10 protein-coding genes are annotated in these 13,092 nt (G+C 53.1%); 7 read left to right on the top strand and 3 right to left on the bottom strand.

Going from position 1 to position 13,092, the window contains the following annotated elements:
• Positions 1–88 precede the first annotated feature (88 nt).
• Positions 89–682, top strand: coding sequence for a LemA family protein (locus JC793_RS17185; RefSeq protein WP_046894696.1), 594 nt, complete (start codon positions 89–91; stop codon positions 680–682).
• Positions 683–858: 176 nt separating this feature from the next.
• Here the strand turns inward: JC793_RS17185 and JC793_RS17180 are convergent, their stop codons facing one another.
• Both JC793_RS17180 and JC793_RS17175 read right to left on the bottom strand, forming a co-directional pair.
• Entirely contained in the window at positions 859–3,951 is a 3,093-nt protein-coding gene (locus tag JC793_RS17180) for a MexW/MexI family multidrug efflux RND transporter permease subunit (RefSeq protein ID WP_218426800.1), read from the bottom strand.
• On the bottom strand, positions 3,951–5,063 hold the full coding sequence (locus tag JC793_RS17175; protein WP_218426798.1) for an efflux RND transporter periplasmic adaptor subunit: 1,113 nt from the start codon (positions 5,061–5,063) through the stop codon (positions 3,951–3,953). The genes JC793_RS17180 and JC793_RS17175 overlap by 1 nt, the downstream gene beginning before the upstream one ends.
• A 152-nt stretch (positions 5,064–5,215) precedes the next feature.
• On the opposite strand from JC793_RS17175, the gene soxR reads away from it, so the two are divergent.
• The 6 genes from soxR to JC793_RS17145 all read left to right on the top strand — a co-directional run bounded on the left by soxR (position 5,216) and on the right by JC793_RS17145 (position 11,101).
• Positions 5,216–5,707, top strand: coding sequence for a redox-sensitive transcriptional activator SoxR (gene soxR, locus JC793_RS17170; RefSeq protein WP_052926708.1), 492 nt, complete (start codon positions 5,216–5,218; stop codon positions 5,705–5,707).
• 58 nt (positions 5,708–5,765) lie between these two features.
• Positions 5,766–6,803: a mechanosensitive ion channel domain-containing protein gene (locus JC793_RS17165; protein ID WP_410795814.1), complete on the top strand. Its 1,038-nt coding sequence runs from the start codon at positions 5,766–5,768 to the stop codon at positions 6,801–6,803.
• 82 nt (positions 6,804–6,885) lie between these two features.
• A complete protein-coding gene (locus JC793_RS17160; protein WP_182105572.1) occupies positions 6,886–7,743 on the top strand; it encodes a MerR family transcriptional regulator in 858 nt (285 codons plus the stop codon).
• Between the two features lie 296 nt (positions 7,744–8,039).
• Positions 8,040–9,197, top strand: coding sequence for a trans-sulfuration enzyme family protein (locus JC793_RS17155; RefSeq protein WP_046894690.1), 1,158 nt, complete (start codon positions 8,040–8,042; stop codon positions 9,195–9,197).
• 30 nt (positions 9,198–9,227) lie between these two features.
• Positions 9,228–10,499 (top strand): MFS transporter, encoded by a 1,272-nt coding sequence (locus tag JC793_RS17150; protein ID WP_107679240.1) that lies wholly within the window; start codon positions 9,228–9,230, stop codon positions 10,497–10,499.
• A 113-nt stretch (positions 10,500–10,612) separates the two neighbouring features.
• The gene (locus tag JC793_RS17145) at positions 10,613–11,101 is read left to right on the top strand and encodes a tetratricopeptide repeat protein (protein ID WP_166708650.1); all 489 of its coding nucleotides are present in this window, start codon (positions 10,613–10,615) and stop codon (positions 11,099–11,101) included.
• 55 nt (positions 11,102–11,156) lie between these two features.
• Here JC793_RS17145 and JC793_RS17140 read toward each other — a convergent pair whose 3' ends face one another.
• Positions 11,157–13,085, bottom strand: a complete 1,929-nt coding sequence (locus JC793_RS17140; RefSeq protein WP_218426796.1) for a TonB-dependent receptor plug domain-containing protein — start codon at positions 13,083–13,085, stop codon at positions 11,157–11,159.
• Positions 13,086–13,092: the final 7 nt, after the last annotated feature.

Here is a 13,092-nt window from a genome sequence, read left to right as displayed (position 1 = left end):
GTAATCCCCGTTTTTACTCTTTCATCCTTATCTTGAATCCCCGGCGGATTGCCTGAATAATAGTCGCCACTGAGATAAGGAAAATACGATGAAACAACTGATTATCGGATTACTGGGTGTGGTGGTACTGGTCGGCGTACTGATGGTGTCCAACTACAACAGCATCCAGACACAGGACGAAGCGGTAACCGCATCCGCCTCTGAAATGCTCAACCAGTACAAACGCCGTGCTGACCTGATCCCGAACCTGGTGAAAACCGTACAGGCCTCTTCTGACTTTGAACGTCAGGTCTTACAGGATGTGGTCAATGCGCGGGCAAAAGTCGGGCAGATGAATATCAATGTCAGTGACCTGAGCGACCCGGCGCTGCTGGCTAAATTCCAGCAGGCACAGACTGAACTGGGTTCCTCGCTCTCCCGTCTGCTGGCGGTATCAGAACGCTATCCGGATCTGAAAAGTAACGCACTCTACAGCGACTTAATGGTACAGCTGGAAGGCAGTGAAAACCGGATCGCCGTGGCGCGCGGCCGCTATATCGAAAGTGTCCGTGAATACAACACCACTATCCGGAAATTCCCGGCAGTGATTATTGCAAACTATATGGGATATACCGCTAAACCCAACTTCAGCGTCGAAAACGAAGCAGAAGTCACAACAGTACCGGATGTGCAATTCAAATAAATAAAAAGGGATAACTGTTCAGTTATCCCTTCAGGCCGTTGACAAACCCGCAGGGGTTGGCGATGACCGACAGAGGTTGTAAAAATAAACCAGGAAAAACCACGTTTTATCCTGCTTTGTCAGCAATCTCAGGGGATAACCGTTCAGTTATCCCTTTTCTGTATTAATCAGCCGGTTTACAGGCTTTGTTTCAGTGCTTTCTCTGCGGCCTGTAATGCCCGGCTGCGTTCCGTGGCATTCATACCGGAATGATCACGGGCGAGCCGGGTGTAAACAGCCGGCAGAACAAACAGGGTAAAGAGTGTTCCGACCATCATCCCTGACACTATCACCACACCAAGACCGAAACGGCTGTTGGCACCGGCACCGGAAGCAAACAGCAGCGGGATAAGTCCTATCACCATCGCGGCCGTGGTCATCAGCACCGGACGCAGACGTATCTGTGCGGCGCGGATAATGGCCTGACGGCGGTCGAGCTTTTCATGCATCTGCAGTTCATTGGCAAACTCCACCATCAGAATACCGTGCTTACTGATAAGCCCGATCAGTGTCACCAATCCTATCTGAGTATAAATATTAAGCGTCGCATAGCCGAGCGCCAGCGGCAGCAGGGCACCGCAAACGGACAGCGGTACGGTGATCAGAATAATCAGCGGGTCTGTCAGGCTCTCATACTGTGCAGCCAGCACCAGATAAATAATGATCAGTGCCGCCGCGAAAGCAAACATCAGTGTATTTCCTTCCTGTTTGAACTGCCGGGCGTCTGACTGCCAGTCATAACTGAACCCGGCCGGCAGCGCCTGTCCGGCCTGCTCAAGGAAATTCACCGCCTCACCCAGCGTGACACCGGGGGCCGGTATTGCCTGAAAAACAGCCGCATTCTGCTGATCAAACTGGGTCAGTTTATTTGGTTCGACCGTGGTGCTGATTGTCACAATGGCAGAAAGCGAGATCAGCTGATTATCCCGGGTACGCACATACTGACGCTCCAGTGCCTGCGGTGTCAGGCGCTGTTCACGGGTACTCTGCGGAATGACATCATAGGAACGGCCATCCATCGCGAAGCGGTTAATATAGTTCTCCCCGACCAGCAGATTCAGTGATTCGCCGATATCACTCATGCGGATACCCAGACTGTTGGCTTTTTCACGGTTGATCTTCACCTGCACGACCGGGTTGTTGTAATCGAGATCACTGTCAACCACCATAAATAAACCACTCGCCCGCGCCTGCTGCTTGATGTCCTCCATGGCCTGATACAGCACCGGATAACCCAGCGGGCTGCGCAATACCATCTGCACCGGCAGGCCACCGGCTGACCCCGGCAGCGGCGGCAGCTGGAAGACAAATATCTGACTGCCTTCTATCTCACTGACCGCCTGTTGCAGTGACTGCTGAACCTGCGCTGCGGATGTGGTACGGGCTGACCAGTCAGACAGGTTGATCCCGCCGAAACTGGCAGACGGACCATCTGTACCGTTGATAATCCATGTGCTGTCACTTTCCGGCAGCGTCATCATGACCTCATGCAGCCGCTGGTTAAAACGCTCGGCATAGGCAAGATTGGCATGTTGCGGTGCTTTGACGGCGGTCAGAATACTGGCCTGATCTTCTGCCGGTGCCAGTTCCTGCTGTGCCTGCTGGTAAAGCAGCGGCAGGCTGATACAGACAGCGACAGCAAACAGGCCGGTGATCCAACGGTGATCGAGCAAAAAATTCAGGAGCCGGCCGTAGCCCGCAGCCAGTGAGCTGAAAACATACTCCGCACCCGCCGCCATCCGGCCTTCATTCTGTCCGGCGTTCAGCATAAAGGAGCTCATGACCGGAGACAGCGTCAGCGCGACAATACCGGAAACAATCACAGCACCGGCAAGTGTCAGGGCAAACTCTCTGAACAGTGCGCCGGTCAGTCCGGACATCAGGCCGATCGGCGCATAGACTGCCGCGAGAGTAATGGTCATGGCAATGACCGGTCCCGCAACTTCACGGGCACCGATCAGTGCCGCCAGCACCGGTGACTTACCTTCCTCAATATGGCGGTGGACGTTTTCCACCACCACGATGGCATCATCCACCACCAGGCCGATAGCAAGCACCATCGCCAGCAATGTAAGCAGGTTAATACTGAAACCGGCCGCCAGCATGATAATTGCTGCGCCCAGCATGGAGAGCGGGATCGCCAGTACCGGGATCAGCACACTGCGCAGGGAGCCGAGGCACAGGAAGATCACTGCGATCACGATCGCCAGTGCTTCCAGCAGTGTCTGCATTACCTGATCAATGGAGGCCTCAATAAAACGGGCGGTTTCAAAGGCCATCTCTGCCTTTACACCCGGCGGCAGCGTTTTTTCGATCCCCGGCAGTAACTTTTTCATACCGTCAACAATGACCAGCGGGTTACCGGACGGCGTGGAGAAAAGACCCAGATAAATCGCAGATTCGCCGTTCATCAGGCCGCTGGTTTCGGCTGATGCCGCACCGAGTTCGACGGTTGCCACATCTTTCAGCCGGACCAGGCCGTTGCCGTCACTGTGGATCACCATATCGCGGAACTCATCGACGCTGGTCAGATCGGTATTCACATATACGTTGGCTATCACAAACTCGCCTTTGACCTTGCCGGGCGCCGCCTGGTAGTTATTGCGCCGTACGGCATCCGCAACATCAGCCGCTGTCAGGCCGCGTCCGGCAAGGCGTTCTGCATCCAGCCACAGCCGCATTGCCAGCGTCTGTCCGCCAAAAACCTGTACTTTTGACACTCCCTCAATCGCAGAAAACTGCGGTTCAACCACCCGGGAAAGATAGTCAGTCAGCGCCGGCAATCCGATATCACCGCCGGAAAAACCGATATAGGCGACCGCTGTGGATTCCCCGGATGATAATTCAATCACCGGATCATATGCCTGCTCCGGCAGTTTATAGCGCACCTGGTTTACCTTGGCCATTGCCTGGGCAAGGGCTGCCGTCGGATCACGGTTCAGTTCCATCCTTACTGTCACGGTACTTTGCCCCTGTACAGAAGAGGAGGTGAGGTAGTCCACCCCCTCCACGGAAGAGACAGACTGAGCAATCGGCTGGGTGACGAAACCCTGTATCAGCTCAGCGGATGCTCCCGGATAGCTGGTGGTGATGGTGATAGCCGAGCTTTGCAGCATCGGATACTGGCGGACAGGTAATTTGCTTAATGCAAACAGCCCGAGCAGCACAATCAGGGCGCTGACAACCAGCGCCAGCACCGGACGTCTGACAAAAATATCAGTAAAGGTCATCACTTCCTCCGGGATGCGGTTGTCTGCGCGGCAGCCAGCGTGTCGCTGTCACTCTGTACAATGGGGCTGCCGTCAGATAACCGGAGCTGGCCGGATGTCACCACCTGCATACCGGCAGTCAGCCCTTCCGTAATTTCGGTTTTGCCATCCCAGCGTTTCCCGGTTTTGACCGCAATACGGCGGGCAATCAGCCGGTTATCCTCACTTTTTTGTGCCACAAACACGGTATCGCCGTAGGCACTGTAAGTTACCGCAGTTTCCGGCACCGCAAGTACCCTGGAAGCTTTTTTCTGCGAAACCTGCACGCCCGCATACATACCGGCTTTCAGTCTGCCGTCATGGTTCGGCAGTTCCGCCTGAACGCGCACTGTCCGGGATTTATCGATCAGGGGATCGACGGCCACAATTTTTGCTGAGAAAGTCTCACCCGGCCAGGCATCTGCCAGCACGGTGACCGGCTGCCCGGTATAAAGCTGAGGAACAGCCTGCTCATCCAGTGAAAAGTTGATTTTCAGTGTGTCAGCGTTGATCAGACTGACGACAGGATCACCCGCCTGAACATACTGACCTTCATGAACCTGACGTATTCCGAGTGTGCCGGAGAAAGGCGCACGGATTGTTTTTTGTGCGATCTGCGCCTGTGTCTGGCGGATAGCACCCCGTGCCATATCCCGTTCTGCGCGGGTATTATCCACCTGTGCGGCAGCCACCATATTTTTACTGAATAATTGTGTGGTCCGGTTATGAAGCTGCTCGGTATTGCGCAGCTGTGCCTGCAGTTTCGCGAGTTCTCCCTGTTCGATAGCATCATTGAGCTGCACCAGCGGCTGACCCTCTTTGACAGTATCACCCGAGACAAAACGGATAGCCGTAATACGCCCCGCGGTTTCCGGTGCCACCAGTACCTGGCGGGCGGCCTCCAGCTCTCCGACCCCGGCCAGTGTCCGGTTCAGCCCGGTTTCCTCAACCGGTGCCAGCGCAACCTGTACCGGCGGCATAACATACTGTCCGTCCGCGGTATCATCCTGCCCGGAGGCCATTACATAGGTACCGGCTGCACCGGCCAGGAGCACCGCGGCAGCCGCGGAACCGATCACATACTTTTTCTTCATCACTGTCAGCCCTTACAAAAAGCCATAAAACGGCATTAAAAAATAAAAAGAACCGGGATATTTGACACCGGAATGCCGTCGGACTATAAAACCTCAGGTTAAGTTGAGGTCAACACTCCGGATGCCGGAATAACACTAAAGGAACATTCATCATGAAAAATGCCGGAAAACCGATCGATTCCGCCCGGGTGCTGACGGTGGGGGAAGTGGCTAAACGGAGCGGTGTGACCGTCTCCGCGCTGCATTTTTATGAGGAGAAAGGGCTGATCACCAGCACCCGCAATCAGGGAAACCAGCGGCGTTATCCGTCTGTGGTGCTGCGCTATGTGGCATTTATCAAGGCGGCGCAGAGCACCGGGATCCCGCTGAAAGAGATTCAGGCGGTACTCAGTCAGTTTCCGGTCAACAGTAAGCTGACATCAGAACAGTGGCGCATCCTGTCGTCACGGGTGCGCCGTTATCTGGATGAGAAGATCACCCGCCTCACCCGGCTGCGGGATGAATTTGATAAATGTATCGGTTGTGGTTGTCTGTCTCTGACCGATTGCCCGCTGCGTAACCCGGAAGATAAGCTCGGTGCTCTGGGAGCAGGCGCTCAGATTCTGAACCGTCCGGCGGATGATGAGGAATTTACGGCGGGATAAATTGAGTTTCCGGGCAAAATCCGTTAGAAGGAGAGGATAATACTAAGGAGTTATCGTGATTACCGAAGAATTTCTCTCCAATAATGTGCTCAGCCTGATTGTGCTGGTGCTGTGTCTGCTCGGTTCCGGCGGACTGATGATTTATAACCGCAAGCGGGAAAAGGGCGAGCACGCCACATTAGTGCATGTTTCCCAGTTTATCATGTGGGCGCTGGGGGTGATTATCCTCGGGGATTTCACCGAACAGGGCATTGATCATTTTCAGTGGCGCTTTATCACCGCAGATACCGTCGGGATGATCTGCACCACACTGATCGTGCTGATGCTGATCCGCAAGCTGTTCCTGATGATAAACCGCCTGGCCGCCGCCCAGATCAAACGCGGCAGTGATGTCACGTCGGCGCATATTGTTTCCCGTGTGCTGAAAATCCTGATTGTGATAGTGGTTTTCCTGTTCTACGGTGAGCACTTCGGGATGAGCCTGTCCGGCCTGCTGACCTTCGGCGGTATCGGCGGTATTGCCATCGGTATGGCGGGGAAAGATATTCTCAGCAACCTCTTTTCCGGCATTATGCTCTATTTTGACCGTCCGTTTAAAATCGGTGACTGGGTCAGCTCGCCTGACCGGCAGATTGAGGGGACGGTGGTGGAAATCGGCTGGCGTATCACCAAAATCATTACTTTTGACCACCGACCGCTCTATATTCCGAACTCGCTGTTCTCCTCCATCAGTGTGGAAAACCCGGGGCGTATGACCAACCGGCGGATCAAAACCACAATTGGTCTGCGTTATGAGGATGCGGAGAAAATTTCACAGATTGTCAGTGAGATACGGGCCATGCTGAAAGCGGAGAGCAGCATTGATCAGCACCAGACGTTGCTGGTCTATTTTGATGAGTTTGGTGATTCCGCACTTAATATTATGGTGTACTGCTTTACCAAAACCACGGTCTGGGCGGAGTGGCTTGCGGCACAGCAGGCGGTGTATCTGAAAATTATTGATATCGTGCACCGCAACGGCGCAGATTTTGCCTTCCCGAGCCGGACACTCTATATGGAACGCAACAGTGTATCCCGCGAACCGCCGGGAGTGTGATCTGACGCCTTGCGTCATCCCCCCTGTTTCCGTTATTGTGCCGCCGGTTAATTCCTGAGAAGGTCATCAGAGGCGGCACAATATGGCGAAATATTTTTCCATCGGCGAGATGGCAAAGCTCCATAAAATCAGCATTCAGACACTGCGTTATTATGACCAGCTGGGGCTGTTCCGGCCGGTGTATGTCGATCAGGAAAGTAACTACCGCTATTACACTATCGATCAGTTTTCTCAGCTGGATATTATTAAGTATCTGAAATATCTGGGAATGCCGCTGAAAGATATCAAACACCGGCTGGAAGACAGTGATACGCAGATCCTCAGTCTGCTGACACGGAAAATTGCGGTGGTGGATGAAAAAATCCGCGAGCTTGAGCTGATTAAAAAGGTGCTCTCCACCAAAAAAGAGACGCTGGAAAAAGGGATTGATACCGACAGCATCGGTAAAATCACCCGGCGTTATATTCCGCGCCGCCATATTTTATCGATGGATTATGAGCCCGGTCTGAGCTTTGAGGAGACTATGGAGTTCTCGCGGCGGCAGATTGCCAATATCCTCGAAGAGAATATCTCTATTTTTTACGGCGGCGTCAGCGGGCTGGTCTCCCGCAGTGAGTTTCTTGCCACGCAGCAGGTGCATTATCTGAACAGTTTTGTGATTGTCGAGCGCGATCTGTTTAACCCGCAGGTTCAGGATAAAATCACGGAAATCCCGGACGGTGAATTTATCTGTCTGATGTATCAGGGACCCTACAGCGAAAATACCGCAGCGTTTAAAGCCCTGACGGATTATGCGGAATATAAACGCATTCCGGTGGATGACATGATGTATGAAATCCCGGTGATTGACCCGCTTTCCACCAATGATGAGCACCAGCTGCTGACTGAAATCCAGATCAAAGTGAAACGGCGTGAAATTGATACCCGCTGTCTGGTATAAAACTCTCCATATGCTATAGGTATTTATACTTTCAATACAAAAACAGGCTGATATTACTCAGCCTGTTTTTATTTTTAACACCGTATAATTACCCGTTTTGTGATGTGCATCCACTATATCGTAATTGACTCTATAGTAACTGGAGAGTCTATAGTTATCCACATTACAGCAATGGTTAAAAAGGTCATTACCGCCACACTATTACCCCCGCTGATCCTGAATCAGCCACCCGAACTGACTAATGATAATAAATGATGACATGCGGATCAGAGTGCTGATCTCATGAGGAGTCTGTTGTGCAAAAAAATACTGATTATGATTTGGAAACCAAACTGATCCACCAGGGTCATTCACCGGACCCGGCCACCGGCGCGCTGGCCAGTCCTATCTACCAGACCGCCACATTTGCGGCGCATTCTGTGGAGCACTTTGAAGAACTGTGCCGGACATGGGGCTATGTCTACAGCCGTGAGTGCAACCCGAACCTGACGGAGCTGGAAAGCAAACTGGCGATGCTGGAAGGGGCGGACAGTGCGATTGTCAGCGCATCCGGCATGGGGGCGATTGCCTCAACCTTGTTGTCACTGGTGAAAACCGGCGATCATATTGTCAGCGCGGACGGGATCTTCTCCCACACCCGCCTGCTGATGACAGAACTGCTGGCAAAATTCGGCGTGGAAATCACCTTTACTGATGCCACGAACAGCGACAATATCCGCGCCGCCATGAAACCGGCGACAAAGCTCGTGTATGTGGAAAGCCCGCTGAATCCGTCTCTGGAGCTGGTGGATATCCGCGCGGTGGCAGATATTGCCCATCAGAACAAAAGCCTGCTGATTGTTGACAGCACCTTCTGCACGCCGATCCTGCAACGTCCGCTGGAACTGGGAGCGGATCTGGTGGTTCACAGTCTGACCAAGTTTATGAACGGTCACGGTGATACCCTGGGCGGCGCGGTTATCGGTTCCCGCGAACTGATCGAACTGATCAAATGGCCGGGATTATGCTGCTTTACCGGCGCGGCACTGGCACCGAACAATGCCTGGATGATTATGCGCGGGATGAAAACCCTCGATATGCGCATGAAAAAACACTGCGAAAACGGCCTGGCACTGGCGGAATTCCTGGCCTCTCAGAGCGAAATCGAAGAAGTGCGTTATCCGGCACTGAAAAATCATCCGCATTATGAACTGTGTCAGTCCCAGATGAACGGCCTCGGCGGCGGTATTGTTTCTTTCCGTCTGAAAGAGGATATCCACGGCCTGACCCGCGACCAGGTGAGCCGCAAATTTGTGAACTCCCTGAAACTGACCACTATTGCCACCAGTCTGGGTGAAGAGCACACCCTGGTCCAGATGAACGGCGAAAACCTGATCCGTATTGCTGTCGGACTTGAGTCAGCAAAAGACATTATTGCGGATTTCCGCCAGGCCCTGGATGCAGTTCACGGCTGATAAGAAGAGATAACCATTATGGCAAATCACATGGCAAATCAATCCCGCGTCAGACGGATGCTGATTCTGTTTCTGCTGGCATTCGGCACCACCGCAATGTACAGCCTGCCTTACCTGAAGTCCTCGTTCTATGATCCGATGCAGCAGGCACTGGGGCTGACACACATTGAGATCGGTAACCTGCTCAGTCTGTATGGCCTGATCGGCATGTTTTCTTACTTTTTCGGCGGCTGGTTCGCGGACAGATTTTCTCTGCGTAACCTGATCACCTTCTCACTGATCGCATCCGGATCGCTGGGATTCTGGTTTGCGACTTTCCCGTCGTATAACACGATCCTGCTGATCCACGTTTTGTGGGGCGTCACAACGATCCTGACATTCTTCGCTGCGTCGATCAAAGTCGTGCGGATGCAGGGAACGGAGAAAGAGCAGGGGCGGATCTTCGGGTTTTACGAAGGATTATCCGGTGTGTCCGGTACACTGATCTCGTTTGTTGGTCTTTATTTCTTCGGCAAATTTGCCGAGGCGGCCATCGGCTTCCGTTATGTGGTCTGGCTTTATTCCGGTGCCTCGGTGATCTGCGGCATACTGCTGTTCTTCCTGATCGCGCACCGCAGCAGTACTGCGGAAAACGGCGAACCGGAAGAAAAAACCACATTCCGTTCTCTGATGAGTGTGGTGACCATGCCGAAAGCGTGGCTGATCGGGCTGATTATTTTTTCCACCTATGTGGTGTTCTCCAGCCTGACGTATCTCAGCCCGTATCTGTCACAGGTGTATGTGGTACCGATTACCCTGGTGACGGCGTTGTCGATTATCCGCACCTATGTGATCAAAATGGTGGCTTCTCCGGTGGCGGGGATCGTGACGGATAAAGTCGGATCATCTATCAGTGTGATGTTTGTCGGCTTTATTATCATGGCCGTGAACTGTGCTCTGTTCCTCGTGATCCCGAAAGGTAACGCCTTTATGTGGTTTGCGGTGGTGAATATGGTGGTGCTGAGTGCGTTACTGTTTGCATTCCGCGGTATCTATTTTGCCTCTGTTGCAGAATCGAAAATCCCGATGAAAACCACCGGTGCGGTTGTGGGCTTTGCCTCCTTTATCGGCTTCTCCCCGGATGCGTTCTATTATTCCGTGGCCGGCTACTGGCTGGATAAATACGGCGAAACCGGTTACAGCTATATCTTTATGCTCTCGGTCGCCTGTGCACTTCTGGGCGTGGTGGCAACGTTCCTGCTGCGTCAGATCAACCGCCGGGAAGCGGCAGGCAGCGGCATGACACTCTCACCGTCAGTCTGAAAATAAAAAGACGATACACAGCAGTTAAAAATATAAAACAGACAGCGCCCCCGGTAACGGGGGCGTTTTTTATGCATAATCGCGGTTTACGGATGAGGTACGGAGACAACGATATGAATCTGAAACCGGCAGGTGTTTTGCTGATGAGTCTGTTTACGGCACCGTATGCGGCGGCGGAGTCCGGCGGTTTACCGCCGGAAGTCGTACAGTTACAGCAGCAGGCACAACGTGGTGAGGCGCAGGCGCAATATCAGCTGGCAGTACGCTATCTCAGGGGAGATGGTGTGGAAAAAAATGAGGCGCAGGCGGTGACATGGCTGGAAAAATCGGCCGCACAACATAATGCGGATGCACAGTATGTGCTGGGATCGCTGTATGCACACGGAAACGGTGTGACGGAAGATAAGAATAAGGCAATTGAATTCTATGACAAAGCCAGAGAGCAGAATCATCCGGAGGCTCAATACATGCTGGGAATAATGTATCTGGAAGGAAAATATGTTGCCCCGAATTATAAATATGCCCGTTACCTGATAGGTGAAGCCTGTAAAGGCGGGGCAGGCGGTGCGTGTGATGCATTTTCCCGTCTGCCTCCGCCGTAAGCGGTAATAACCCCGCATAATTTATGCGGGGTTGTATGCGGAATTGTATGCGGCATCAGTAACGGTATTCCACGCCCAGCCAGAAGTTACGGCCCTCTTCCATATAGCCGTTGGTGTACCCGTAGGATTTATCAAACAGGTTATTGACGGAGGCATTGGCGGAAATGCCGTAACCGAAGTCATAATCCGCGCGCAACCCGGTGAGAGCATAACCGGCCACTTTCTCATTGCTGTCATTGTACTGATAGCTCCACGCGCGGAACTCTTCGGACAGCGTGATCGTCAGCGGCCCGATTGGTGTGACTTTCACCCAGGCATACATTTTATGCTTCGGCAGCCCTTCCGCGTGATCAACATCTTTCGGATCACTGTGGATGTAGCTGTAGTTGATCCCGGTTTTCAGCCAGTCACTGACTTCGCCTTTCACACCCAGATCCAGCCCGGTGTAATCCACACGGCCACTGTTCTGGTTCCGGAAGTAGCGGTCACCGTTTTTAATCACCGTGTGTGCGAGGATCGCATCATCCACGCGGTTATGATAGATGCTGGCCTGATAACCCCATTTATCGGTGATATTGCCTTCATAGGTTAAATCGAAGGTCAGTGCGCGTTCGGCTTTCAGGTTCGGGTTAATGATACCCGGCGAACCATCTTTTGGTTTCTCAGTGGTATAGCGCTCTTTTTGTGTCGGGAAGCGGCTGCGGTCAGAGACAGAGAACCGCACGTTATCCTGGTTGGCGAACGTGTATTTTGACATCACTTCCCAGTTAAACGCGTGCTGATCATTATCATCCGCACCTTTATCCGCCTGACGGCTTTCGCGCCAGTCATAGCCGATGGCACCGATAAAATCGAGATCAGACGTGGCTGCCCACTGGTATTCGGTGGCGACAGAATAAGTACGATCTTTGTAACGCAGAATATCCCCGTTGCGTTCTTTTTGCGCACGATGGACATCATCTTTCCAGTGTGCGGAGAACGACAGAAGATCGCTTTCGCGCATGTCGATCCCTAACTGGAGAGAGGCACCGTTGCTGAAATCATCGTAGTAGCTGTAATCGTACCCTTTGCCGTCTTTTTTATACATCAGCAGGGTATTTTCAAACTTATCATGGTACAGACGGCCCTGAAGATTCACGCCGTCTGTCAGCTGAGTGGTGCTGTTGAAATAGTAACTCTCTTTGTTGTAATCCGGCCATTCCCACCAGCTGTATTTGCCTTTGCCCGGCACAGCTGACGGTGAACTGTCTTTGCTGCCGTCCTGCTTCAGATAAGTAAAGACATACTGATCGGTTTCACGCGGGGTCCAGCCCACTTTCACCATACCGCGTTTATCATCGGATGAGGAGTGCGCACGGCGGCCGTTGCTGCCCGCCAGGGCATTGTCATCATCGGAGCCCGGCAGGCCGAGGAAACGCTGTTTGTACTGGCTGCCGCTGACCTGGATAAACCCGAGGTCGCTGCGTGCGCCGACACGGGCGCTGGTGTTATAGGCATTATCCGCACCGCGGGCGAAGCCCTGGCTGAATGACACATTGGCTTCAAACGGTTTTTTCGGGGTGGCGGTGGTGAGGTTGATAGCACCGCCCATCAGGTTCGGTCCCTGCAACAGCGAGGTATAGCCTTTGCTTACTTCAATGCTTTCCAGTTCGCTGGTCATAAAGCGGCCGAGGTCAAGGTTGCCGTCATACGGGACATATGTCGGGATACCGTCGAAGAAAACCGGTACCTGACGGCTGTCAAAACCACGGACTTTCACCGTCAGCTCATTGCGGTTGCCGGATTTTTCGAGAACCACACCCGGCATGGTGCTGATGGCTGTCGCCGCATTGGTTTTGTTCAGCGACTGCATCTGCGGCTGTGTGATGACATCCGGATTGGAGGCCACCGGGCTGCCCCAGACGGTCAGAATATCTGCGCTTTCTGCCTGTACCGCAGGCGCGGTTGCCAGCAGAATCGCTGAGCAGAGTAGAGTTCGTTTCATTATTATT

The sequence above is a fragment of the Morganella morganii genome (genome assembly GCF_019242955.1).
GTDB classification, from domain to species: domain Bacteria; phylum Pseudomonadota; class Gammaproteobacteria; order Enterobacterales; family Enterobacteriaceae; genus Morganella; species Morganella sibonii.
The sequence above is the reverse complement of the archived record's forward strand: the minus strand, read 5'-3'. Positions and strand labels throughout refer to the sequence as shown.

Coding starts and splice junctions, on each gene's coding strand:
- JC793_RS17185 (WP_046894696.1), top strand. CDS start 89: ATGAAACAACTGATTATCGGATTACTGGGTGTGGTGGTACTGGTCGGC.
- JC793_RS17180 (WP_218426800.1), bottom strand. CDS start 3,951: ATGACCTTTACTGATATTTTTGTCAGACGTCCGGTGCTGGCGCTGGTT.
- JC793_RS17175 (WP_218426798.1), bottom strand. CDS start 5,063: ATGAAGAAAAAGTATGTGATCGGTTCCGCGGCTGCCGCGGTGCTCCTG.
- soxR (WP_052926708.1), top strand. CDS start 5,216: ATGAAAAATGCCGGAAAACCGATCGATTCCGCCCGGGTGCTGACGGTG.
- JC793_RS17160 (WP_182105572.1), top strand. CDS start 6,886: ATGGCGAAATATTTTTCCATCGGCGAGATGGCAAAGCTCCATAAAATC.
- JC793_RS17150 (WP_107679240.1), top strand. CDS start 9,228: ATGGCAAATCAATCCCGCGTCAGACGGATGCTGATTCTGTTTCTGCTG.
- JC793_RS17145 (WP_166708650.1), top strand. CDS start 10,613: ATGAATCTGAAACCGGCAGGTGTTTTGCTGATGAGTCTGTTTACGGCA.
- JC793_RS17140 (WP_218426796.1), bottom strand. CDS start 13,085: ATGAAACGAACTCTACTCTGCTCAGCGATTCTGCTGGCAACCGCGCCT.